Raw genomic sequence first — 22395 nt, forward strand, 5'->3', positions numbered from 1 at the left:
CCGTGATGATGGCGGCTAGCGGAGACTGTTCACATTTTCGCCAGAATTTATCCAAAAACCGATGGCCGCCACATAGAAAGCGCCTAAACCCTAAAATTTATCCTTTAAATTCAGCGTTTTAATATCTTTTTCTCTTTGCGCCCAAATTGGCCAATTCCACGGTTCTGGTGTGAATTCAGGACTATTCATAATCACTCCTGACCGTTAAACAACGAATCAGGAGTGGATTATGCAACGACAGTATTTCAACGAGACGAACGAGCGTTTGCTCACCTATGAAGAGGTTTGTGCCGTCACCCAGCTTTCGCAAGCCACGCTTCGACGGTACGTGAAAGCCGGTCGTTTCCCTGCCCCCATAAAGCCAAGCCCGCAAGGAAGGGCCGTCAGGTTCCGGATTCAGGATGTTCGTGACTGGCTAGACCGGCTGTGACGGAGGCGCGAATGAAATATCAATTGAGAGACTCAGGGCTGTACTGCTACAGCTCTGAAGAGTGGCAGAGGGTTGGCGGGTGGATAGAGGTTGTTGCCCGAACCCGCCTCTCCAATAAAAAACACGGCCACGGTGCGCTGCTGCAGTGGAAAAATATGGACAACGTCCTGCTCCGCGAGGTGGTGTATGCGCGCAACCTGAACGGCGATAACGCCCGACAGATACGGGAGCTGTTGGTGGACACCGGCTATCCGCTCGAACCCGGCAATATTAGCTGGACACGACTGCAGCGGTATTTGCTGGAGGAAATGGCAAAGGCGCCTCCGGCCACAACCGTCGACCGCAGCGGCTGGCATGGGCCTATTTTCGCGACGAGCAGCTGGACGGCAGGTCAGGCGGATGAGCAGCACCACTTTGTAGGGCAGCTATCGACCTCACCGTTGCTCCAGGAAAGCGGGTCTCTTCAAGACTGGCAGAATCAAGTGGGGAAGCTCTGTGGCGGCAACCCGCTGGCGATCCTCAGCGTCGGGGTGGCACTCGCGGCGCCCCTGCTAAAGCATGCGGAGCTTGAAAATGGGGCCTTTCACTTGGTTGGTAATAGCTCCACCGGGAAAACGACGTTGCTGCAGGTGGCCGCGAGTGTTTGTGGAGCACCAACGTTCGTGCGGAACTGGGTAGCGACTGCCAATGGCTTGGCAGCCGTCGCTGCTGAGCACAACGACATGTTGTTAGCGTTGGACGAGATTGGCCTGGCTCGGCCGGAAGATGTCGATGTGGCGACGTATCACATAATGACCGGTGCCAGTAAGCTGCGCGCGAATATCTCAGGGGATCTTGCTGAACAAACGCACTGGCGAACGCTGGCGTTAAGTACTGGTGAGGTATGGCTGTCGGAAGTGTTTCAGGAAATAGGAAAGTCGGTTAAAGCCGGCCAAGAGAATCGTCTTGTCGAGATCCCCGTTTTTGGAAAATTTGGAGCCTTTGACGAGGTGCATGGCTTCAGCAGCCCCCAAGAGTTCGTGGACGCGTTGAAAAGCCGCACCAGGCACTACCATGGCACGCTGTTCCGGCACTGGCTTGAGCGTCTCACAGAAGATGTGGATGACTTGCCCGGCTATATCCAGAATGAGGTCGCCCGGTTGACGGACCAATGGAAGACCTCTCATATGGCTTCGCAAGTCCTCCGGGTGATCAGGCGGTTCGCACTGATCACCGCTGCTCTGTGCCTAGCCTGCCGGAACTACCTACTCCCCTGGTCGGAAGCGGAGTCAGTTCGAGCGGTACACCAAGCAGTTGGAGCCTGGCTTCGGAGCCGAGGTCACATCTTCAATTCGGAGGAGCACCGCATTTTGGCTCGCCTTCGCGATGCGATTTACAAATGGAATCACCGCCTTGTTGACATAGAGCGGGGGGATTACGGAAGAGCAATTGGTCTGCGACGCAAAGTGGCCGGTGAGACGCAGTGGCTGATACCCAAAAATACTCTGATCAAGGAGCTTGGCCTTCGTAGTCGATACACTCGGGAAATTGAGCCGCTTATCCAGAGAGATTTCATGGAAACCAATGAGCAGAGCCGTGGCACCATGAAAATCAAGCTGCGGGATCGATCGGAGCGTTTTTTCGCCCTGTGGCCTGATCGCATCAAGGCGTATTGGGAAGCGCTACCGGATGGAGATGGACTTTCCCAGTTTCCCACTATTCCCACTGGTGATTCGGAGGTAGAGGAGGATGATTGATAAAACCTTCAGTCCGCCTTCGGAAGAGGTGCGCACCAAGCTTCTGGCTCGTTCTGGACAGTGTGAGCGGCTGGTTCGGGAGTCGGACCGTCGAACGATTACGGGTGTCAGTCGGACGCAGTGGTGGACTTTGGAAAGAAAGCGAGTGGCTCCGGCACGGCTCAAGTTGGGCTGCAACTCGGTGGCGTGGCGACTATCGGATCTGTTGGCTTGGATCGAACAGCAAGGGGCTTGATTTGGCCCCTTTTACTCTCCAGAACTAACTTCACCTCTCACGATGGGCGCTAACCATTCGCAGAGCGCCTCGTGAGCCTCTTTTCGTTCTTCAAAATACGCATGCTTGTTATAGACCCGGTCAGTCCGGTTGCCGGGCAGCTGATTCAGGCAGCGCTGGGCCAGATTGTCATCAAAGCCGAGCTTACCCAGTTTCGTACGGGCCGTGCCGCGAAGATCGTGGACGCGGCGCTTGTCAAATGAGAAGAGCTTTTTCTCAAAGAGCTTCTTGAGCGCATGGTTGAGCGTATTCTCGCATACGTGCGGAGTCCGTGCTTTTTTGCTGATCCTGCGAGCTGGGAAGACCCACTCACTCCCACAGGAGCGTACTTTCAGTTCATTCAACCATTCCACGGCGGGTTCCGCCAACGGGATATCGATGGCCCTTCTCTTTTTGGTCCTTTCCTCGGGCAGGTACCAGATACGGTTCTCCAGATCGAATTCCGACCAAGGCGCGGCCAAAAGCTCCATCTTTCTCGTACAAGTCGCTATCAGCAACGCGCAGGCCAAGTAGTTCTCTCGACTGAACTGCGCCGGAATCACCCTAAGTTTGGTAAAGAACTCGGTGACTTCGTCTTCATTCATTGGGTAGTTGGCGGCCTTCTCCTCTCCGCCGGCGTCCCTGGGACGGAATGGCGAGGCCGGATTGAACCTGGTGACGTCCAGTTTGATGCCATGATCAAACAGATTCCTCAACAGACGCATCAAGTCATTTGAGAGGGTTGGGCGGGGCTTATTGTCGTCATAGCCATTGGCCACGTCGCGCAGAATTTCACTGATATCCACTGGCCGGATCTTTTCCAGCTCCACCTTCCCGATGCGCCAGGCCACCTCGCGTTCGTACAGGCTCTTCTCTTTATGGTGAGACGCGATTTCTCGTTTGCGAAGCTCGTAGTAGTCCGCGTACAGGTCATTGAGCGTTTTGAAGGGGTTTTGGTTGACCTTCTGCCGCTCTTGAACCGGGTCAGCACCCTCACGCTTGATCGCCAACCTCAGCTTCGCCGCCTCATCACGGGCGTCGGCCAATGACCAGTCGTCCACCTTGCCGATGGTGTATTCGCGCCGGAGCTTGGTAGCTGGGGTGGTATAGCGCAGCATCCAGTAGGCATCGCCGCGCTTCGGGGTCATGAGGTAGAGACCATTGCCATCGGCATGCCGCACGGATGGCTTCTCTTTGATCAGTTTCTTGACGGTCTTGTCGTATAGCTTGCCCACTTTCCTGCCTTAAAAAATTGGGGAGTACAATCTCGCCGACATAATATAGCGAGAAAATACTCCCCAATCTACTACCCATCACTACCCAAACTTGGCAGAACTTACACGAACACTATGAGCGTCGAAATTACATAACTATTTGATTTATAATGCAATCAAGAACAACGTCGAACACCCAAGAACATCATTCAATGTTCTGGACCTGCTCGCGCATCTGTTCGATCAAAACCTTAAGCTCCACCGCCCGCTGGGTGGTGGCCGCCACAATCGATTTTGAGGAGAGCGTATTGGCCTCCCGGTTAAGCTCCTGCATCAGGAAGTCGAGGCGACGACCTATGGGGCCTTTCTGTCCCAGAACCCGGCGTACCTCCTGCACGTGGGTATCGAGACGGTCCATCTCTTCATCCACATCGGCGCGCTGAGCGATAAGTACCAGCTCCTGCTCCAGGCGCTGTGGGTCCGCTTCAATGTCCAGTTCATCGATGCGAGCCTGCATCGAGTCGCGTTGCGCCTTGAGGATACGTGGCATCAATGTACGCACCTCAGTCACGATCTCGCTGATTGAATCCAGACGCTGCTGAATCAGCTGGGTCAGTTCCTTGCCTTCTCGCTCACGTCCCTGACACAAATCGTCCAACGCCTGATCGAACAGGGACAGTGCGGCTTTGCGTACCGCCTCCATATCCAGCTGGGTCTCAACGAGAACGCCCGGCCAGCCCAAGACCTGCAGGCTATCCAGCGGGGCGACATTGGTCATCAGGCCGCTGACGGTTTCTGCGGCAGTGATCAGCTCGCGGGCGCGTTCGGTATCCACCTGCAGTGTCTGAGCACCGGCTTCCGGCACGAAGCGCAACGTGCATTCCACCTTGCCTCGACTCAGTGTGCGGCGCAGTTTTTCCCGGAGTGCGCCCTCCAGTTCACGCAGGCTTTCCGGCAACCGCATCAGGGGCTCCAGATAGCGGTGGTTCACGGAGCGAATCTCCCAGGTCAGGGTTCCCCAGGGCTGCTGAACCTCCTGACGGGTGAATGCGGTCATGCTACGTGTCATATGGGGCGATCTCGATTAAAATGGTGGGTTCACTGATACATATTAACAGTCCCTCGGTCAGGGCTCTATCGCCGGGGGCGGAACCCGCAACTTAAGGTATATCAATGTCCTCCACGCTTTCCGAACAGCTGCAGAACCTGGGTTTGAACAAGCTCCGTCCAAGTGGCCGCCAACCGGATCAGATGCGCGAGGTTCGCATCACCCGGCAGTTCACCAAACATGCAGAGGGCTCGGTGCTGGTCGAGTTCGGTGACACCAAGGTGATCTGCACCGCCTCCGTGGACCGTGGCGTACCTCGCTTCCTGCGTGGTTCAGGCTCGGGTTGGGTCACCGCTGAATACGGCATGCTGCCACGCTCTACCAACACCCGTAGTGACCGAGAAGCGGCGCGCGGTAAGCAGGGTGGACGCACGGTAGAGATCCAACGCCTGATCGGCCGCTCCCTGCGCGCGGCGATGGACCTGAAAAAGCTGGGCGAGAACACCATCACCATCGACTGCGATGTGCTCCAGGCCGATGGTGGCACGCGCACAGCCTCAATCACCGGCGCTTTCGTCGCGCTCCAGGATGCGGTCAATTTCCTCAAGAAGGACAAGAACGGCGCCATGAAAGGCGATCCGATCAAACATCAGCTGGCTGCCGTATCCGTGGGTATTTACGAAGGCGAACCGGTACTGGACCTGGACTACGCCGAAGACTCCAAGGCCCATACGGATATGAACGTAATCATGACCGCCAGCGGCGGCTTCGTGGAGGTGCAGGGTACAGCCGAGGGCGAACCCTACTCCCAGGACGAGCTGAACGCCATGTTGGCCCTGGCCAGCAAAGGGATTAAGGAGCTGGTCGCGATCCAGAGTGCTGCTCTGTCCCAATAAGGGCCTGGTAAACAGCACACAGCTCAAACAGAAGAGCCCGGCAACCGCCGGGCTCTTCGCGTTCAGGCCTTAAATTGATTGACCCGGGCGGTCAGCCCCTGAGCCAGACTGGCCTGGCGCTCCGCATTTTCGGAGACATCGCTGGAGACCCGATTCACTTCATTGGCCGCTCCGTGAATCGCCTCAATATTACGGTTGATTCCCTCGGATACCTGGTGCTGCTGTTCAGCCGCACTGGCAATCTGCGCCGCCATGTCGGTGATATGATCCACCGAACTTTTGATCTCGACAAAGGCTTCACGGGCCAGTACCGCCGAGCGCACCGCTTCGTCCGACTGTGCCTGGCTTTCAGACATGGCTTCAACGACCTGCCGCGTCCGGCTGTTCAGACGCTCAACCTGGTTGCCGATCTCCTGGGTGGACTCTTGCGTACGCTGTGCCAACGTTCGTACCTCATCAGCCACCACCGCAAACCCGCGTCCTTTTTCACCGGCCCGCGCCGCCTCAATGGCCGCGTTGAGCGCCAGCAGGTTGGTTTGGTCGGCAATATCGCGGATCACTTCCAGAATCCGGTTGATCTGCCCCGTCTCCTGCTCCAGCTCATTAATGTGTTCCACCGAACGGGAGACTTGATCACCCAACGTCTGGACGCTGGATTCGGTCTCGGCAATCACCGCCTGCCCCTGCTCGCTGGCCGCCTGTCCACGATTAGCCGCCTCGGCGGTCTGGGCACAGCTGCGGGCCACTTCATTAGCCGTGGCAGACATCTGATTAACAGCCGCAACCATCGCTTCCACTTCATTCAGCTGATGCTCACTGGCCCGGTTCACCGATGCGGCACTGCTGCGCCCCTGCTCGGCGACTTCAGCCACATGCTGAGCACTCTGGTTGATCTGGCTGACCAGTGCCTGGATGGAGTCCAGAAACTGGTTGAACCACTGTGCTAATTGCCCGGTCTCGTCACGGCTGTCAATCTCCAACCGCTGAGTCAGATCCCCGCCGCCTTTGGCGATCTCACGCAGGCCTTCGCTCACCATCATGATCGGTCGAACCAGAACCCCGGAGAGCCAAAACGCGATCAGGATTACCGCCAACAGCAGCCCACTGGTGATTGCGAGCGTGGTCCACATCATCTCCTGCGCAGGAGCCAAAATCTCGCTGCGCGGCATCAGGGCGATCATCTTCCAATCCAGCTCACGGGCATTATGGACGCGCGCTTCAAATGTCTCACCCTCGATCTCCACATTCAATACACCCGGATCAGCTGCCGCCAGCCGAGCGTATGCGCTACCCAAATCAGCCAGTGGTTTGAAGTTATGCTTCGGGTTGGACGCGTCGACCAGTACCGTTCCACTGTCCTCAACCAATATAAGGTAACCGCGTTCACCCAGGCGGACGTCCCGGGCCATATCCGTCAGTGCCGACAGGGAAACATCCATGGCCATAACGCCATAGTCGTCGCCGTTCTGGTTGCGGAACGTCCTGACCACGCCCATCAATGTAGCGTCGTCGGCGGCCCAGTAATACGCGCCCGTCAGCGCAATCTGGCCGGGGGACTCGAATGCCCGCTGATACCAGGGCCGCTTGCGCGGATCGTAGTTATCGGTGAGCTGACCCCGGGGCCACTGGATATAGCCACCATCGCGCGTCCCCATATAGACATAGGCGAATCCCGGGTGGGTCTCGGCAAACCGTTCAAACAGGCGGAAGATTTCCGCGTCATTGCCACCGTTGTCCTCGGCTGCAACTTCCCCGGCGGGGCGATCGTAGTAGGTGGTTAAACTATTATCCGCCTGGCGTAGCTCCGGAGCACGGGCGAGAAACTCTACGTTGCGGGCGATATCATCAAAAAACGCTGTGAACTGCTGATCAATCGATTTCAGCGCACGTGCGCTGCTTTCGCTAAAGCGCTGCTCGGCCTGCTCTCGCGACTGCGTGATGCTGTACACAGAAAGAAACAGTACCGGTAGCAGCGTCGTGGCGGTGAAGGCCAACGCCAGCTTGTGCTTTATTTTCATGGCCACGGACCAAACTTGAGTTCATAGGTGTATTTCACGCATCCCTGCCCGGATCAGGCAGACGCCTGAATAGCGGATATTACCGCCGACCGCCAGGACGAATCTGTTCCGTTTCTACCGAATAATTGTCTATTTCTACCGACTTTGCCTCTTTCCAGGCATAAAAAAACCCGCCAGTTGGCGGGTTTTTTGAGAAGCGAGACCAATTACTTGATCTTGGCTTCCTTGTAGATCACGTGCTTGCGAACAACCGGATCGTATTTCTTGAATTCGAACTTGTCCGGAGTGTTACGCTTGTTCTTGTCGGTAGTGTAGAAGTGACCAGTACCGGCAGAGGAAACCAGTCGGATCTTCTCGCGTGCGCCTTTAGCCATGACTTAGCTCCTCAAACTTTCTCGCCGCGGGCACGCAGCTCGGTCAGAACCGAATCGATGCCCTTCTTATCGATGATACGCATACCCTTGGAGGAGACACGCAGACGTACAAAACGGTTTTCGCTCTCAACCCAGAAACGGTGCCAGTGCAGGTTCGGCAGGAAGCGACGACGGGTTTTGCGATGTGAGTGGGAAACGTTGTTCCCGGTTACCGGGCGCTTGCCCGTTACCATGCAAACTCGAGACATAGTGTTAAACCTTATCTTAAAGGGTTTCTTCTTAATCTCTATCCGATGTTTATCGAGAGCGATAACGCCACTCTCTCAGGCGGAGCGTCCAATGACCCGGACAGAATACCGTACCATTAAGGGATAGAAGGCCGCGTATAATACAGACTCGCTGCCTGCAAGACCAGCCTTTTGTTTATTTATTCACCAGACTATCCACCAAACACCTAAATCCAGCCTCGCTCGGCGAAGGAACTGCTCTCGCCATCACCGATCACCAGGTGATCCAGCACGCGGATATCCACCAGCGCCAGGGCATCAACTAACCGCTGTGTGATTTGTCGATCAGCCCTGGAGGGCTCTGCCACACCGGAAGGGTGATTGTGGGCCAGAATCAAAGCAGCGGCCCCTTCGCGCAACGCCAGTGATACGACTTCGCGCGGATAGACACTGGCCGCATCGATGGTGCCATAGAACAGGGGTTCGAAAGAGATGACGCGGTGCCGGTTATCCAGCAACAGGCAGGCAAACACCTCCCGCCGTTCATGACGCAACTGTGCCGCCAGAAATTGCCGTACAGCCTGGGGACTCTCAAGCGCAGAGCCACGCTCAAGCGTGGCAGCCAGATGCCGTCGAGAAAGCTCCATGACAGCCTGAAGCTGCACATATTTGGCTTCGCCCAGCCCCAGCGCCGCACAGAAACGGGCTTGATCAGCCTCGACCAGCGGGCGCAGCCCACCGAACCGCTCCAGCAGCTCCCGCGCCAGATCCACGGCGCTTTTTCCCTTCACACCGGTACGCAGAAAAATCGCCAGTAACTCGGCATCCGACAACGCCCTCGCGCCCCGGCTCAACAGTTTTTCGCGAGGCCGCTCCTGCGCCGGCCAATCCGATATCGCCATGCTCCACCTCCTTGTGGCCTTGGCTGTCTGCCACCACCCGGACTACGCAATCCGGGTCCGAGGTGGTATCTTAAGTGATTAACACCCCCAACGACAGTCCAGATTTTATCGGATATACAGGGTATGCACAGACTTACTAACCGCCGGATTCTGCTCGGTATCACAGGTGGTATCGCCGCCTATAAAAGTGCGGAGCTGACCCGCCAGCTGAAAACCGCCGGTGCCGATGTCCGAGTCGTCATGACGCCTGCCGCCACCGAGTTTATTACGCCGTTAACGCTGCAGGCGCTTTCGGGTAACCCGGTGCATCTGCAGTTACTGAATCCCGAAGCGGAAGCGGGCATGGGCCATATTGAGCTGGCCAAATGGGCCGACCTGGTTCTGGTGGCCCCGGCCAGCGCCGATTTTATCGCCCGCCTGGCGGCCGGCATGGGTGATGATCTCCTCACCACCCTGTGCCTGGCCACCGACGCCCCGATCTGCCTGGCGCCTGCCATGAATCAGGCGATGTGGCGCGACCCACGTACCCAGCAGAATCTGGAGCGACTTCAGAAGAGCATCGATATTCACCTGTTCGGCCCAGGCAGTGGCGCCCAGGCCTGCGGCGATACGGGTCCGGGCCGGATGCTGGAGCCTGACGAGATTGCCAGGCGCTGTGCCGATCAGTTCGAGACGCTGGCGCTCAGTGGGCGCTACGTCGTTATTACCGCGGGCCCTACCCGCGAAGCGCTGGACCCGGTGCGCTACATCTCTAATCACAGCTCCGGCAAGATGGGTTATGCGCTGGCGGAAGCGGCCCGCGATGCCGGGGCGCGGGTTCGTCTGATATCGGGGCCGGTCAACCTTGCAGTGCCCGACCGCGTCGAATGTGTGCAGGTGGAAAGCGCCCAACAGATGCTCGACGCCTCTTTGGCCGAGCTCGGCCCCTGTGATCTGTTTATCTCAGCTGCCGCCGTGGCTGACTACAGACCGGTGGCTGTGGCCGAGCACAAGATTAAAAAAGGTGCCGAGGAGATCATGGAGCTGCGTCTGACTAAAAATCCGGACATCGTAGCCACCGTCGCCGCCTCGCCGAAGCGACCGTTTACCGTCGGTTTTGCCGCAGAGACCCGCGACGTGGTGCACTACGCCCAGGACAAACTCAAGCGCAAGAACCTGGACCTGATCGTCGCCAACGATGTATCGGCGGCCGGTATCGGTTTTAACAGCGACGAAAACGCCGTCACGCTGATCTCGTCTCAAGGCGAACAGGTACTGCCTCAAACCCAGAAACAGCAGCTGGCCCGCCAGCTCATCAACCGCATAGCTGAATATTTCAATGAGCAAGCAAAAACTTCAGGTAAAGATTCTTAATCCGCGCATCGGCAATGAAATCCCTCTGCCCGCCTACGCCACCGACGGCTCGGCCGGGCTCGACCTGCGTGCCTGTCTGGACGAACCGCTGAAACTGGACCCGGGGCAGACCGAATTGATTCCCACCGGCCTTGCGATCCATATCGAAGACCCGAACCTGTGCGCGATGATCCTGCCACGGTCCGGTTTAGGGCATAAACACGGGATTGTCCTGGGCAACCTGGTGGGTCTGATCGATTCTGATTATCAGGGCCAGCTGTTCGTCTCCTGCTGGAACCGCGGCCAGACCACGTTCACTGTGGAGCCCGGCGAGCGTATCGCTCAAATGGTGCTGGTACCGGTTGTGCAAGCCGACTTTGAAGTGGTCGAGGAGTTTACCGACAGCGACCGTGGGGACGGTGGCTTTGGATCTTCCGGTCGGCACTGAAAGAATTGCGATTAAGGAGCCTGTAATGAGCTTTGAACTGGACACCTTTGATAGCGGCGTATTCCGAGCCTATGACATCCGCGGCATCGTCGGCGAATCACTGACCGAACCGCTGGTTTATCATCTGGGGAGAGCCTTTGCGGCAGCCGCCCATGCAGAGGGTATCGGGGAAGTGGTCGTGGGCGCAGATGGCCGTTTATCCGGCCCGCGCCTGAAAGAGGTCTTCGCTGAAGGTCTGCGCGACGGCGGTAGCGATGTAATCGATATCGGCTACGTGCCCACGCCGGTGCTCTATTTTGCCGCTCACCAGCAGGCCCACCAAACCGGCGTGATGATCACCGGTAGCCACAACCCCTCCGACTATAACGGCTTCAAGATGATGCTGGCGGGCCATACGCTCTCCGGCGACGAGATCCAGGCCCTGCGTCAGCGCATCGCAGCCCGCGACTACACCGAAGGCAAGGGCAGCCTGCGTGAACAGGATGTGGCGGAAGCCTACCTGCAACGGATCATCGGCGATGTGCACGTGGGTCGGCCGCTCAAAGTCGTAGTCGACTGCGGCAACGGTATCCCGGGTATTCTGGCACCTGAGCTGATAAAACGGCTGGGCGTGGAAGTCATACCCTTGTTCTGCGAGGTGGATGGCACCTTCCCCAACCACCACCCGGACCCGGGCAAACTGAAAAACCTGCAGGATGTCATCACCAAGGTAGCCGAGACCGGTGCCGATCTGGGCCTCGCGTTTGATGGCGATGGCGACCGTGTCGGCGTAGTCACCGAGAAGGGCAAGGTGGTTTACCCGGACCGGGTGATGATGCTGTTTGCCGAGGATGTGGTTTCACGCAACCCCGGAGCCGAGATCCTGTTTGATGTGAAATGCTCGCGTCTGCTTCCCAAGGTGATCGAACAGGCCGGCGGCAAGCCCACTATGTGGAAAACCGGCCACTCCCTGATCAAGCGCCAGATGAAAGAGTCCGGCGCACTGCTGGCCGGTGAAATGAGCGGTCACATCTTCTTCAAGGAGCGCTGGTACGGCTTTGATGATGGTCTCTACAGTGCCGTACGTCTGCTGGAGATCCTGGCCAAACGCAGCGAGAGCGCCGATGCGATCTTCAACGCCTATCCGGAAGATATGAGTACACCGGAGATCAACATCGAGGTCACCGAAGAGAACAAGTTCCAGATCGTCGAAGCCCTGCAGGAGCTCGACTTCCCCGGTGGCGAAGCCTGCCGCATCGACGGTGTGCGCGTGGACTATCCGGACGGTTGGGGCCTGGTACGTGCCTCCAACACCACACCGGTACTGGTACTGCGCTTTGAGGCGGAAACCGAAGCGGCACTTAACCGAATCCGCGACGAGTTCCAGCAGCGCCTGCACGGCGTCGACCCCGCGCTGAACATCCCCCACGAATAAGCGCACACAGGAATTATCAGAAGAGGAAACGATCATGCCCCTGACACGTAACCAGGCCATATCCACCGCTCAGGTGTTGTCCGAAGCGATGCCCTATATCCAGCGCTTCGTTGGCCAGACGCTGGTGATCAAGTACGGCGGTAACGCCATGACGGACGAGAAACTCAAGGCCAGCTTTGCCCGCGATATCGTCATGATGAAGCTGATCGGCATTAACCCCATCGTCGTTCATGGGGGCGGGCCACAGATCGGTGATCTACTGGAACGGCTCAATATCGAGTCTCACTTTATCAACGGCATGCGTGTCACCGACTCAAAGACCATGGACGTGGTGGAGATGGTTCTGGGCGGCATGGTCAACAAGGAGATCGTGGGCCTGATTAATGCCGCCGGTGGTAAAGCGATCGGCCTCACCGGTAAGGATGGCGAACTGCTGCGCGCCCGAAAACTCAAGGTCAAACATAAGACCCCGGAGATGGAAGCGCCGGAGATCATCGACATCGGCCATGTCGGCGAAGTCGACCGCGTTAATGTCAAAGTGCTGGAGATGCTGGTTAACTCCGACTTCATCCCGGTGATTGCGCCGATCGGTGTCGACGGGAATGGTGACTCCTACAATATCAATGCAGACCTGGTGGCGGGCAAAGTCGCCGAGGTACTGCAGGCGGAAAAGCTGATTCTGCTGACCAATATCGCGGGGCTGATGGATAAGGACGGCAAGGTGCTGACCGGGCTGTCCACCAAGCAGGTCGATGACCTGATCGAGGATGGCACCATTTATGGCGGTATGCTGCCCAAGATAGGTTGTGCCCTGAGCGCCGTGAAAAGCGGCGTCAACAGCGCCCATATCATCGATGGCCGCGTGGAGCACTCCTGCATGCTGGAGATCTTCACCGACGAGGGTGTGGGTACGTTGATCACCAACCGCAGCCTGGGCTAAGGGGCGCGCATGAGTGAAAAACAAAAAGAGCAGAAAATCTCCCGGCGGGAGCAGATTCTTCAAGCCCTGGCGCAGATGCTGGAGGTCAACCCCGGTGCCCGTATAACTACTGCGGCCTTGGCCAAGGAGGTTGGCGTATCGGAAGCGGCTCTGTACCGCCACTTTCCCAGTAAAGCGCGGATGTTCGAGGGGCTGATCGGCTTTATCGAGGAGACGCTGTTCTCCCGGGTCACTCTTATTGTAGGCTCGGATGCCAGCGGCAAACGCCAGTGTGAGCAGATCATCACGCTGCTATTGGCGTTTGTGGAAAAAAATCCGGGCATGGCCCGGATTCTCACCGGCGATGCCCTGTCCGGCGAAACCGAACGTCTGCGCGACCGTGTGCATCAGCTGTTTGAACGGCTGGAAACCCAGCTCAAGCAGATCATGCGGGAAGCCGAGGTGCGTGAAGGACTGCGTACCGAGATACCGGCGGGCTCTGCTGCGAACCTGATACTGGCGACCGCCGAAGGTCGGATACGGCAGTTTGTACGCAGCGAATTTAAACGCCGCCCCACCGAGTTCTGGCCAGAGCAATGGAGCCGGCTGGCTCAGGGCCTATTCCGCCACTGACACTGCGTCGCACGTCCGTTGCAGGGGCTGATTTCGTTGTTTCGTGAAACAGCACTCTGCAACAGACCATCCAGTTCGTACAATGCTCCGTTTCGCTATTCAACCGGAAGAGTTCATGTCTGAACCGATTCGCGGCCCCTTTCATGGCCGTCCCCTGGCTGGCGCCATCGCCATCGCCGCCCTGTTACTGGCCGCCATCAACCTGCGTGGCGGTCTCGTGGTGGTCGGCCCGCTGGTTACCGATATCACCCGCGACCTGGCACTGAGCGCCAGTCAGTTCAGCATGCTGACGACCGTGCCGTTGATCTGCTTTGGGGTGGTCTCCGCCTTTGTCCCGCTACTCACTCGTCGTTTTGGGCCTGCGATGCTGGTGTTGGGTGCTCTGGCACTGATCAGCCTGGGCGCCTGGCTGCGCATCACACCGGAGTTTTTCTGGATCATGAGCGGGACACTGATGCTCGGTTCCGCCATCGCGCTGCTGAATGTACTGATTCCAGGGCTGGTAAAGGGCTACTTCCCCGAGCATCCGGGCGTCATGACCGGCCTTTATTCCGTGACGCTGGCCGGTGGTGCCGCAATGGCTGTTTACATCGCCATTCCGGTACGCGACCTCTACCAGGACTGGCGCGCACCGATGACACTCTGGGCATTGCTGCCATTAGTCTGCACACTGCCCTGGCTCTACCTGTTACGGGTGCATATCCGCACCTATCAACCGCCGCAGACGCCCAAAATAAAGCTCTGGCGCAACCGTCGCGCCTGGGCGATCACCGGCTATATGGGCCTGCAATCCACCTATTTCTACTGCATCGCCACCTGGTTACCCAACCTGCTGATCGATAATGGGATGAATGAAGCGGATGCAGGGTTTACCGCCTCACTGCTCAATATAGTGGGAATCAGCGCAAATCTGCTGGTACCGATGATCGCCACCCGGCTGAAAGATCAGCGCCCGGTGGTTATTTTCGTCGCTGTCGTCAGCATCCTGGGGTTGGGCGGACTGTTGATAACACCGATGACGGCGACCTATTTCTGGGCCGCCATGCTCGGCCTGGGAGCGGGGTCTTCACTGAGCCTTGCGCTCACGTTGTTCGCACTGCGCTCGGACAGTACCACCCAGGCCGTCGCACTATCGGCCATGGCGCAATCGATCGGCTACCTGATCGCGGCGTTGGGTCCCTTGGTCGTCGGTGCGCTGCATGACCTGCGTGGTGGTTGGGAAGAAGCACTGATTCTGCTGCTGATCCTGCAGATCGCGCAGTTTTTCATGGGGCTCAGTGCCGGGCGCGCCGGCACCTTGAGCGATGGCTGAACAGGGCGTTTAGCCCTGTTTTGCCTTGGGTGTTCCTACGATATTCAGGGCCTTGAGCAGATTAAGCGCCTGATAGAGCTGAAAATCACTCTGGGCCAGATCCGCATCTTCTGCCGTTTCAGCGCTTTGAGTACCGTTTTCAAGGTGCCCGGCCAGATCGCGCTCCTTAATCAGATTGTCGTGTTGAACCTCGGTCAGACGCCCCTCTTCGACCAATACATCCGGGTGAATTCCCTGTGCCTGGATAGAGCGGCCACTGGGTGTGTAATAACGGGCGGTGGTCAGCTTCAACGCGCGCTCGCCGGCCAACGGCAGCACGGTCTGTACTGACCCCTTGCCAAAGCTGTCCGTACCCATCAATACCGCCCGACGATGGTCCTGCAGTGCACCCGCGACAATCTCTGACGCCGACGCGGAGCCGCCATTAATCAAGACAACCATCGGCAGATCCGGAGCCTGGGTTTCCCGCCCGGCACTGAAACGCAGTTGTGAGCTGCTCAGCCGGCCTTCGGTATAAACGATGAGGCCATCATCAAGGAAGGTATCCGCCACATCCACCGCTGCCTGCAACACTCCTCCTGGGTTGTTGCGCAGGTCCAATACCAGCCCTTTCAGCGGCTGCGTTTCGCCCAGCTCCGCCAGCGCCTTTCTCAAGTCTTCGGCGGTATTGAGCTGGAACTGGGTAATCCGCAGGTAACCATAGCCCGGCTCAAGTACCCGGCTCTTGGTGCTGACGACCTTGATCGCATCACGTACCAGGGTGACTTCGAAAGGCTTCTCGATACCATCCCGCACGATGGTCAGCCGAATCTCACTGCCGATTTCGCCGCGCATCATATCCACCGCCTCGTTCAGGCCCATACCCTGAACCGGCGTATCATCCAGCTTGATAATCAGATCGCCGGCTTTAATGCCTGCCCGCTTGGCCGGGGTATCGTCAATCGGCGCAATCACCCGAACAAAACCATCTTCCAGGCCCACCTCGATACCCAGCCCTCCGAACTCTCCGCTGGTATGGACCTGCAGGCTTTCGAACGCTTCCGGCTCCAGGTAGGTCGAGTGCGGATCAAGCCCGGCCAGCATGCCTCGCACCGCATCCTGCAGCAGTTTGTCATCCTCTACAGGCTCCACATAGGCATCCTTAATGCGCCCATAGACCTCAGCAAACATTCGCAGCTCATCCAGGGGAAGCGCTTTGGGCTGCGACTGGCTGTCAGCTTCCGCCGCCATCCCCAGGGGAGCCGCCAACAATGTCACTGTGCCGATGGCAAGTGTGGCGCGTTTTATCGAAGCATGGATAGCCATAAAAAGTCCTTGTGCGTTAGAGGCCGGCGAGCCACTGGCCCGGATCGATGGAGCGGCCTCGGTGACGAATCGCAAAATAGAGCCCGGTATCTTCATAACCCCCGCTCTCGCCGGAGGTGGCGACCACTTCACCGGCACGAACCCAGGTTCCGGTGTCCCGAAGCAGACTCTGGTTGTGTCCATAGAGACTCATATAACCGCCCCCATGGTCGATGATCAAGAGCAAACCATAACCGCGCAGCCAGTCCGCGAATACCACACGCCCGGCATGTACCGCCCGAACCTCTTCACCTACAGAGGCCTTGATTAATACGCCCTCGTAAGCCAGATCGTTCACTTTATCGCCGAAACGCCGGCTCAATCGACCTTTTATCGGCCAGGGCAGCTCTCCCTTTAACTGGTCAAAAGCTTGATTAGCCGTGGCCAGGCGAGCCCGCTCGAGTGCCGCTTCGATCTCTTTGAGCAAAGCTTGCAACTGCTTCTGATCGCCCTCGAGCCGGGCAAGACGCTCCCGGTCTGCCTGCTGAGCTGTTTTGAGCTTCTCCAACGCGCTTTCACGTTCCGCACGCGCCGCTTGCAGGGCCGTTTCCTGTTCTGTCAGAGACTGCCGTGTATCCGCCATGTTTTCGACGGTCTGCGCGGCACTGGTGCGCGTCTGATCCAGTGCCATCAATTGCTGGCGGTAGGTATCGATCTGCTCGGCCATCGTGCGGTTCAAGGCATCGAAATACGCCAGCAGCCGCTCGGCACGGGCGGGATCACTCTCGCTGAGCATCAGTTGAAGTCGGGGCTGTCGACCCTGCTGATACTGTGCTCGCAACTGCTCTCGGATGCGCTTTGCGCCACGGGCCAGCGCGGCCTCAAGCTCCGCCTCGTGAGCTTTGAGCTGGCTGAGATCAGTATCCAGTCCCGCCAACTCCTGATTCAGAGTCCGCTGCCGAGCGACCACTTCACTGATCTGCTGCTCACTACGCTTCAGTGCCTGGCGCAGCGCCTGCTGCTTATCCGCCCGCTGCTCCATGCGCGCCTGAAGCTGAGCCATATCAGCCTGCAGTGCCTTGATTCGGGCTTCGGTTTCCTGCTTTTCAGCCTCGGTGGCAGCGGCCACACCCAAGGACATCAACAGCAGGGCCATCGCTAACAGCCCGCGCATCAAAACCGCTCCTCTCAGCGCAATTCAACAAGGCTGTGACCGGTCATCTCCGCCGGCGCATCCACATCCATCAGCTGCAACAGGGTCGGCGCGAGATCGCAAAGGGCTCCGTCACGTAGCTGAATCCGGTCGGCACGGGGGCCCGCATAAATCAGTGCCACCGGCCAGTTCGTATGAGAGGTGTGCGGCTCCCCGCTGTCGGGGTTGACCATCAGCTCCACGTTACCGTGATCGGCTGTGATCAGAGTTTCACCTTCCACCTCGGCCATCGCCTCAAGCACTCGTTTGACGCACTGATCCACTGTTTCAACCGCTTTCACGGCGGCATCGAACTTACCGGTGTGCCCCACCATATCCCCGTTGGCAAAGTTGCAGACAATCAGATCGAACTTACGGCTCCGGATCGCCTCGACCAGCTTGTCAGTTACCTCGGGCGCACTCATCTCGGGCTGGAGATCATAGGTCGCAACCTGCGGGGATGGCACCAGAATTCGCTCTTCGCCGGGGTAAACGGCCTCTTCGCCGCCATTGAAGAAAAAGGTCACATGGGCGTACTTTTCCGTCTCGGCGATTCTGAGCTGAGTCTTACCCAAGCTCGCCAGATACTCACCCAGCCCGTTACTGATCTTTTGCGGCGGATAGGCGCAACTGGCGGGAATATCCGCCGCATACTCGGTCATCATCACATAATCGGCCAGCTCGGGACGCTTGCGGCGCTCAAAGCCCGTAAACTGTTCCTCAACGAAACAACGGGTGATCTCGCGCGCTCGGTCGGGCCGGAAATTGGCGCAGATCACCGCGTCTCCATCCTGAATCAGCCCCTTCGGGTGCCCGGCCATATCGGTAACCACGGTCGCCGTCACGAACTCATCGTTCTCGTCCCGGGCATAGGCTTCGGCCAAGGCCTGCTGCGCGGACTGCGCCCGCTGAGGCGCATCCCCCAGTGTCATCGCATCATAGGCCAGCGAGACCCGCTCCCAGCGGTTATCGCGATCCATGGCGTAGTAACGCCCTACCACGGTGGCGATTGCACCGACACCGAGCTCCCGAAAACATTTTTCGGCAGCGGCAATGGAAGGCTCCGCCGAGCGCGGCGGCATATCACGGCCGTCCAGTATGGCGTGCAGGTAAACGGCTTTGGCACCACGCTGGGCCGCCATCCTGGCCAGCGCAAAAATGTGGTCCTCATGGCTGTGTACGCCACCCGGTGAAAGCAGACCCAGCAGGTGGACCGCTTTTCCCTTGGAAACCGCACTGTCGATCGCCCGTACCAGTGTCGGATTTTCGAAAAAATCCCCATCCTCGATCGCTTTGCTGATGCGCGTGAGGTTCTGATACACCACACGACCCGCGCCAATGTTCATATGGCCCACTTCAGAGTTGCCCATCTGACCGTCCGGCAGACCCACCGCCATACCTGAGGTGTGTATACGGCTATTGGGATGCGTCGCCAGCAAGTTGTCCCACGTCGGGGTACTCGCGGCCTCGATCGCCGAAGATGCGGTGGCTTCGATACCGAAGCCATCCAGTATGATCAGTGCTTTGGGTGCGCGTGTTTCAGTCATCGTCAGCTAATTGTCCGGTTGGTTAATCGCTAGCCTCTTATTTTACTGATTACACCCTGAATTAGCGAACCGCAAAGTCCACAACCTGGGCCCGGAATTAGCCTCAAGCCTTATGCCTCGCTATTGAGCAATGTATACTGTCCGCCCTACTCCAACAGCCCTGTGTACGGATGTTTTATGGATCGTGTAATTGAATTTGCCACTCAACATTATTACCTGGTCGCTGCGTGGGTGCTGACCCTCGCCATGTTGATCTGGAACGAAAGCCGCAAATCGGGCAAGTCGGTCAGCCCGGCTGAAGCCACCCGAATGATCAACAAGGAAGGGGCTGTCGTTCTCGATATTCGTCCCAAGAAAGAGTGGGACACCGGCCATATCACCGGCGCGACGCATATCCCTCTGAATGACCTGGATCGCCGTCTGGCTGAGCTCAAGGGCAAAGAGGATAAGGCGATCATTGTCGTATGCAATATGGGCCAGACTGCTGGTGCTGCGACCAAAAAATTGAAGGCCGCCGGATTCAATAACCCGATCCGCCTGTCAGGCGGAATGAACGAGTGGCGCGGCCAAAACATGCCTGTGGTGAAAGCGTGAAACCCGTAGAGATCTATCTGACGCAATGGTGCCCTTTCTGCACCCGAGCCCGGATGCTTCTGGATCATAAAGGTGTTGCCTATAACGCCATCGATGTGGACGCCGACCCGAGCCTGCGCAAAGTCATGCAGGAGCGGGCTGGTGGCGCCCATACCGTGCCCCAGATTTTTATTGGTGAAGCCCACGTGGGTGGCTGTGACGAGCTGTTCGCGCTGGAACGCCAGGGCCAGTTGGACCCCATGCTGGAAGATTAACGAGCGATCAAGAAAGGAAAATTTCGGATGTCTGAGAACCAGAAACAACCCCAGTTCGCCATGAAGCGTGTCTACATGAAAGACGCCTCACTGGAAACTCCAGCGGCGCCCCAGGTCTTCACCAAGGCTTGGCAGCCCGAGGTCAACCTCGACCTGAACACGCGCAGCACCCCCCTGGATGAAGATCACTTCGAAGTGGTACTGACACTGACCGTTACGGTCAAAAACGACGGTGAAACCGCCTTTTTGGTCGAAGTACAGCAAGCCGGTATCTTCATGCTGTCCGGCCTCGGTGAAGCGGAAACCAAACATACACTGGGTGCTTTCTGCCCGAACATTCTATTCCCCTATGCCCGTGAAGCGATCGACAACCTGGCCAGCAAAGCCAGCTTCCCGGCGCTGATGCTGGCCCCGGTCAACTTCGATGCCCTGTATGCTCAACAGCAACAGCAGGCTCAGCAGAAGGCCGCAGAAGAGAAAGAAACGCACTAAGCGTTTATTCAGCAGGTCGCTCCGGGCCTTATACGTCCCGGAGCGCCTTGTCCCACCGACGGCGCGATTCGATATACTGTTGATTGAAACGGTTGAAATACCCTTCCAGATGATCAGCCGCCTTTTGCTCTCCGAACTGCTCTAACAAAGCGATCGCGACCTCCGCAGTACACAGGTGTTCAGCCACCGTTGATCGACGCAGCTGATAGTTTGATAGACGGTCCGTTTTTGGCTCAATAACCGGCAAAGCCTGAAGATAACGGCTCAGTCGGAACATTCTCCTTGCCTGCCGCCAGGTCCCATCCAGAATGATAAATGCCGGTATGCGGCCATCCGCCGGCAGTGTATCCACCATTCGATCAACGTAGTCATCACTCGCGGGGAACACCAGGCAAGGCGCATAGTCTGGATCGTCAAGCAGTGTTAATAGCTGATCACAGGGTTCGGTACGTGACCATTCAAACACCCGTGTATTCGCAATCACATCGCGAATAAGCTGCCCCGTATTGGTAGGTTTGTAGAATTCGTTGTGGTGCATCAGCAGCCAAAACTCGCAGCTCGGCTTTGAACGTTCTCCACGATGCTCACAAATACAGGCATCCAGCGCTACGCGGCACTGAGGACAACGCTCAATCGATGAGCCTCGCGCGACAAAGGGTTTACGGGGTGGATTTTCGATCTTAGCCATAGTAACTACTGAAAGTGTAAGTGCAGGGCACTATACTGGCTTTTTCAATTTGAACAAGCCGAGTACATAATCTGCTATGGAACGTGATTTCAGCACCCTGATACCGCCCCAACCTGAAATCCTGGTTGAGCTGGCAAAAGAGCTCAAAGCCGAATATCCGGATCAGAAGCGGGTCGCAAAACTCGTTAAAGCAGATGTATCCCTCTACTCGACAGTTCTGAAAGCGGTTAACAGCCCCTACTACGGGCTGGCTGTGACGGTAACATCCGTTGAAAAGGCATTGAGCCTGTTGGGCTTTGAGCGTGTATTCAGCCTCATTCGCCTGACCGTGCTGAGGAATACACTGAAAAAAACCGGGCGTATGGAACGGTTTTGGGACTCAGCTCGGGATGTAGCGGAGCTTTCCATGACGCTCGCAGAGCGTCTCACCAAACTGGACCAGGACGATAGCTACACGCTGGGGATGCTACATGACTGCGGACTTCCACTGATGGTCCAGGCGTTTTCTGAATACCGCGACTTCCTGCGTGACTGCGGCAATATCGAGCCGGCTCTATTAGCAGAGAAGGAGTTCGCGCGCTTTGGTTTCAGCCATTATCAGATAGGCGCACGCATGGCAGAGCGCTGGTTTCTCCCGCAGCATCTGTCCGACGCAATCCGCTTACAACCCTCTACGGAAGCAGTACTCAACGATCAGATCGAGACAGATGAACGTACCCGGCACCTTCTCGCGGTGCTCGTTCTGGCTCAGGACATCAGCTCTGAATACCGTTACTACTGGCGCATAGCCCGCAATGAAGAGCTTTCACGGCTTCAACCTGCCCTGAGTTACCTGTCTATCGTCGATATCGACTATCTGAACATGAAAGAACAGATTCTCGAACAGATGGGGGCTTGAGGGGGAGTTTACCTGAGAAGGCTCGGGATCAGCTGACGGGGCGATGATCTACAATTATCAGACTCGGCGTGTGCTGACGGGACGACCTGTAATGATCAAGCCCGGGTTATACCGACGGGACGATGACCTGCAATAGGTCGCAAGCGCTGCTTGCGATCCTTCGGACGCCTGCGGCGCCTCCCCGCCGTACCTTCGGTACACGCGTGGTCACATGGGCCAGGTAGTGCACAGCAGATCCTCACCACTCCGAACATTAAAAAACCCCGATACCTTGCGGTACCGGGGTTCTT

At 57.5% G+C, this 22395-nt stretch carries 24 protein-coding genes; 14 read left to right on the forward strand and 10 right to left on the reverse strand.

The window, feature by feature from the left end; genetic code table 11:
- Positions 1 to 229 precede the first annotated feature (229 nt).
- From G403_RS0112765 to G403_RS0112775, 3 genes are read left to right on the forward strand one after another with little or no spacing between them, the layout of a single operon-like run.
- Complete coding sequence (locus G403_RS0112765) at positions 230 to 430, forward strand: helix-turn-helix transcriptional regulator (protein ID WP_008174219.1); 201 nt, start codon at positions 230 to 232, stop codon at positions 428 to 430.
- Between the two features lie 11 nt (positions 431 to 441).
- On the forward strand, positions 442 to 2166 hold the full coding sequence (locus G403_RS0112770; protein WP_011784096.1) for a DUF927 domain-containing protein: 1725 nt from the start codon (positions 442 to 444) through the stop codon (positions 2164 to 2166).
- Positions 2159 to 2401 (forward strand): helix-turn-helix transcriptional regulator, encoded by a 243-nt coding sequence (locus G403_RS0112775; protein ID WP_008174217.1) that lies wholly within the window; start codon positions 2159 to 2161, stop codon positions 2399 to 2401. The genes G403_RS0112770 and G403_RS0112775 overlap by 8 nt, the downstream gene beginning before the upstream one ends.
- 11 nt (positions 2402 to 2412) lie before the next feature.
- Here G403_RS0112775 and G403_RS0112780 read toward each other — a convergent pair whose 3' ends face one another.
- On the reverse strand, positions 2413 to 3654 hold the full coding sequence (locus G403_RS0112780; protein ID WP_011784095.1) for a tyrosine-type recombinase/integrase: 1242 nt from the start codon (positions 3652 to 3654) through the stop codon (positions 2413 to 2415).
- 184 nt (positions 3655 to 3838) lie between these two features.
- Positions 3839 to 4702 carry a YicC/YloC family endoribonuclease gene (locus G403_RS0112785; protein WP_027854333.1) on the reverse strand — a complete coding sequence of 288 codons (864 nt, stop codon included), beginning with the start codon at positions 4700 to 4702 and terminating at the stop codon, positions 3839 to 3841.
- Positions 4703 to 4806: 104 nt separating this feature from the next.
- On the opposite strand from G403_RS0112785, the gene rph reads away from it, so the two are divergent.
- Complete coding sequence (rph, locus tag G403_RS0112790; RefSeq protein WP_051298979.1) at positions 4807 to 5577, forward strand: ribonuclease PH; 771 nt, start codon at positions 4807 to 4809, stop codon at positions 5575 to 5577.
- 62 nt (positions 5578 to 5639) lie between these two features.
- On the opposite strand, the gene G403_RS0112795 is transcribed toward rph, so the two are convergent.
- From G403_RS0112795 to radC, 4 genes are all read right to left on the reverse strand, one after another.
- Positions 5640 to 7595, reverse strand: coding sequence for a methyl-accepting chemotaxis protein (locus G403_RS0112795; RefSeq protein ID WP_027854335.1), 1956 nt, complete (start codon positions 7593 to 7595; stop codon positions 5640 to 5642).
- 206 nt (positions 7596 to 7801) lie between these two features.
- Positions 7802 to 7969 carry a 50S ribosomal protein L33 gene (gene rpmG, locus G403_RS0112800; protein WP_027854336.1) on the reverse strand — a complete coding sequence of 56 codons (168 nt, stop codon included), beginning with the start codon at positions 7967 to 7969 and terminating at the stop codon, positions 7802 to 7804.
- A gap of 11 nt (positions 7970 to 7980) precedes the next feature.
- On the reverse strand, positions 7981 to 8217 hold the full coding sequence (gene rpmB, locus G403_RS0112805) for a 50S ribosomal protein L28 (protein WP_027854337.1): 237 nt from the start codon (positions 8215 to 8217) through the stop codon (positions 7981 to 7983).
- A gap of 206 nt (positions 8218 to 8423) precedes the next feature.
- Complete coding sequence (radC, locus tag G403_RS0112810) at positions 8424 to 9098, reverse strand: RadC family protein (protein ID WP_027854338.1); 675 nt, start codon at positions 9096 to 9098, stop codon at positions 8424 to 8426.
- 123 nt (positions 9099 to 9221) lie between these two features.
- On the opposite strand from radC, the gene coaBC reads away from it, so the two are divergent.
- The 6 genes from coaBC to G403_RS0112840 all read left to right on the forward strand — a co-directional run bounded on the left by coaBC (position 9222) and on the right by G403_RS0112840 (position 15156).
- Positions 9222 to 10451: a bifunctional phosphopantothenoylcysteine decarboxylase/phosphopantothenate--cysteine ligase CoaBC gene (coaBC, locus tag G403_RS0112815; RefSeq protein ID WP_027854339.1), complete on the forward strand. Its 1230-nt coding sequence runs from the start codon at positions 9222 to 9224 to the stop codon at positions 10449 to 10451.
- Positions 10417 to 10878, forward strand: coding sequence for a dUTP diphosphatase (dut, locus tag G403_RS0112820; RefSeq protein WP_027854340.1), 462 nt, complete (start codon positions 10417 to 10419; stop codon positions 10876 to 10878). The genes coaBC and dut overlap by 35 nt, the downstream gene beginning before the upstream one ends.
- Positions 10879 to 10903: 25 nt before the next feature.
- The gene (locus tag G403_RS0112825; protein ID WP_027854341.1) at positions 10904 to 12292 is read left to right on the forward strand and encodes a phosphomannomutase/phosphoglucomutase; all 1389 of its coding nucleotides are present in this window, start codon (positions 10904 to 10906) and stop codon (positions 12290 to 12292) included.
- Between the two features lie 34 nt (positions 12293 to 12326).
- Positions 12327 to 13232 (forward strand): acetylglutamate kinase, encoded by a 906-nt coding sequence (gene argB / locus G403_RS0112830; protein ID WP_027854342.1) that lies wholly within the window; start codon positions 12327 to 12329, stop codon positions 13230 to 13232.
- A gap of 9 nt (positions 13233 to 13241) precedes the next feature.
- Positions 13242 to 13844, forward strand: coding sequence for a nucleoid occlusion factor SlmA (gene slmA, locus G403_RS0112835; protein ID WP_027854343.1), 603 nt, complete (start codon positions 13242 to 13244; stop codon positions 13842 to 13844).
- 115 nt (positions 13845 to 13959) lie between these two features.
- Positions 13960 to 15156, forward strand: coding sequence for a CynX/NimT family MFS transporter (locus G403_RS0112840; RefSeq protein WP_027854344.1), 1197 nt, complete (start codon positions 13960 to 13962; stop codon positions 15154 to 15156).
- Positions 15157 to 15165: 9 nt separating this feature from the next.
- Here the strand turns inward: G403_RS0112840 and G403_RS0112845 are convergent, their stop codons facing one another.
- The 3 genes from G403_RS0112845 to gpmI are packed head-to-tail and all read right to left on the reverse strand — an operon-like array spanning position 15166 to position 19179.
- The gene (locus tag G403_RS0112845; protein WP_036233701.1) at positions 15166 to 16461 is read right to left on the reverse strand and encodes a S41 family peptidase; all 1296 of its coding nucleotides are present in this window, start codon (positions 16459 to 16461) and stop codon (positions 15166 to 15168) included.
- Positions 16462 to 16477: 16 nt separating this feature from the next.
- Positions 16478 to 17614, reverse strand: a complete 1137-nt coding sequence (locus G403_RS0112850) for a murein hydrolase activator EnvC family protein (protein ID WP_051298981.1) — start codon at positions 17612 to 17614, stop codon at positions 16478 to 16480.
- A 14-nt stretch (positions 17615 to 17628) separates the two neighbouring features.
- Positions 17629 to 19179, reverse strand: a complete 1551-nt coding sequence (gene gpmI / locus G403_RS0112855; protein ID WP_027854347.1) for a 2,3-bisphosphoglycerate-independent phosphoglycerate mutase — start codon at positions 19177 to 19179, stop codon at positions 17629 to 17631.
- A 177-nt stretch (positions 19180 to 19356) separates the two neighbouring features.
- Between gpmI and G403_RS0112860 the strand changes: the two genes are divergently transcribed.
- From G403_RS0112860 to secB, 3 genes are read left to right on the forward strand one after another with little or no spacing between them, the layout of a single operon-like run.
- Positions 19357 to 19773, forward strand: coding sequence for a rhodanese-like domain-containing protein (locus G403_RS0112860; RefSeq protein ID WP_027854348.1), 417 nt, complete (start codon positions 19357 to 19359; stop codon positions 19771 to 19773).
- Positions 19770 to 20027: a glutaredoxin 3 gene (grxC, locus tag G403_RS0112865; protein WP_027854349.1), complete on the forward strand. Its 258-nt coding sequence runs from the start codon at positions 19770 to 19772 to the stop codon at positions 20025 to 20027. The genes G403_RS0112860 and grxC overlap by 4 nt, the downstream gene beginning before the upstream one ends.
- Positions 20028 to 20054: 27 nt before the next feature.
- Positions 20055 to 20519: a protein-export chaperone SecB gene (gene secB, locus G403_RS0112870; protein ID WP_027854350.1), complete on the forward strand. Its 465-nt coding sequence runs from the start codon at positions 20055 to 20057 to the stop codon at positions 20517 to 20519.
- Between the two features lie 28 nt (positions 20520 to 20547).
- On the opposite strand, the gene G403_RS0112875 is transcribed toward secB, so the two are convergent.
- Positions 20548 to 21207 (reverse strand): tRNA-uridine aminocarboxypropyltransferase, encoded by a 660-nt coding sequence (locus G403_RS0112875; protein WP_027854351.1) that lies wholly within the window; start codon positions 21205 to 21207, stop codon positions 20548 to 20550.
- A gap of 76 nt (positions 21208 to 21283) precedes the next feature.
- Between G403_RS0112875 and G403_RS0112880 the strand changes: the two genes are divergently transcribed.
- The gene (locus tag G403_RS0112880; protein WP_027854352.1) at positions 21284 to 22105 is read left to right on the forward strand and encodes an HDOD domain-containing protein; all 822 of its coding nucleotides are present in this window, start codon (positions 21284 to 21286) and stop codon (positions 22103 to 22105) included.
- The last annotated feature ends 290 nt before the right edge of the window (positions 22106 to 22395 follow it).

The sequence above is a fragment of the Marinobacterium litorale DSM 23545 genome (assembly GCF_000428985.1).
GTDB classification, from domain to species: domain Bacteria; phylum Pseudomonadota; class Gammaproteobacteria; order Pseudomonadales; family Balneatricaceae; genus Marinobacterium_D; species Marinobacterium_D litorale.

Excerpts from the sequence above, each read along its gene's own strand:
- G403_RS0112765 (WP_008174219.1), top strand. The coding sequence starts at position 230 with ATGCAACGACAGTATTTCAACGAGACGAACGAGCGTTTGCTCACCTAT.
- G403_RS0112770 (WP_011784096.1), top strand. The coding sequence starts at position 442 with ATGAAATATCAATTGAGAGACTCAGGGCTGTACTGCTACAGCTCTGAA.
- G403_RS0112775 (WP_008174217.1), top strand. The coding sequence starts at position 2,159 with ATGATTGATAAAACCTTCAGTCCGCCTTCGGAAGAGGTGCGCACCAAG.
- G403_RS0112785 (WP_027854333.1), bottom strand. The coding sequence starts at position 4,702 with ATGACACGTAGCATGACCGCATTCACCCGTCAGGAGGTTCAGCAGCCC.
- rph (WP_051298979.1), top strand. The coding sequence starts at position 4,807 with ATGTCCTCCACGCTTTCCGAACAGCTGCAGAACCTGGGTTTGAACAAG.
- G403_RS0112795 (WP_027854335.1), bottom strand. The coding sequence starts at position 7,595 with ATGAAAATAAAGCACAAGCTGGCGTTGGCCTTCACCGCCACGACGCTG.
- rpmG (WP_027854336.1), bottom strand. The coding sequence starts at position 7,969 with ATGGCTAAAGGCGCACGCGAGAAGATCCGACTGGTTTCCTCTGCCGGT.
- rpmB (WP_027854337.1), bottom strand. The coding sequence starts at position 8,217 with ATGTCTCGAGTTTGCATGGTAACGGGCAAGCGCCCGGTAACCGGGAAC.
- radC (WP_027854338.1), bottom strand. The coding sequence starts at position 9,098 with ATGGCGATATCGGATTGGCCGGCGCAGGAGCGGCCTCGCGAAAAACTG.
- coaBC (WP_027854339.1), top strand. The coding sequence starts at position 9,222 with ATGCACAGACTTACTAACCGCCGGATTCTGCTCGGTATCACAGGTGGT.
- dut (WP_027854340.1), top strand. The coding sequence starts at position 10,417 with ATGAGCAAGCAAAAACTTCAGGTAAAGATTCTTAATCCGCGCATCGGC.
- G403_RS0112825 (WP_027854341.1), top strand. The coding sequence starts at position 10,904 with ATGAGCTTTGAACTGGACACCTTTGATAGCGGCGTATTCCGAGCCTAT.
- argB (WP_027854342.1), top strand. The coding sequence starts at position 12,327 with ATGCCCCTGACACGTAACCAGGCCATATCCACCGCTCAGGTGTTGTCC.
- slmA (WP_027854343.1), top strand. The coding sequence starts at position 13,242 with ATGAGTGAAAAACAAAAAGAGCAGAAAATCTCCCGGCGGGAGCAGATT.
- G403_RS0112840 (WP_027854344.1), top strand. The coding sequence starts at position 13,960 with ATGTCTGAACCGATTCGCGGCCCCTTTCATGGCCGTCCCCTGGCTGGC.
- G403_RS0112845 (WP_036233701.1), bottom strand. The coding sequence starts at position 16,461 with ATGGCTATCCATGCTTCGATAAAACGCGCCACACTTGCCATCGGCACA.
- G403_RS0112850 (WP_051298981.1), bottom strand. The coding sequence starts at position 17,614 with ATGCGCGGGCTGTTAGCGATGGCCCTGCTGTTGATGTCCTTGGGTGTG.
- gpmI (WP_027854347.1), bottom strand. The coding sequence starts at position 19,179 with ATGACTGAAACACGCGCACCCAAAGCACTGATCATACTGGATGGCTTC.
- G403_RS0112860 (WP_027854348.1), top strand. The coding sequence starts at position 19,357 with ATGGATCGTGTAATTGAATTTGCCACTCAACATTATTACCTGGTCGCT.
- secB (WP_027854350.1), top strand. The coding sequence starts at position 20,055 with ATGTCTGAGAACCAGAAACAACCCCAGTTCGCCATGAAGCGTGTCTAC.
- G403_RS0112875 (WP_027854351.1), bottom strand. The coding sequence starts at position 21,207 with ATGGCTAAGATCGAAAATCCACCCCGTAAACCCTTTGTCGCGCGAGGC.
- G403_RS0112880 (WP_027854352.1), top strand. The coding sequence starts at position 21,284 with ATGGAACGTGATTTCAGCACCCTGATACCGCCCCAACCTGAAATCCTG.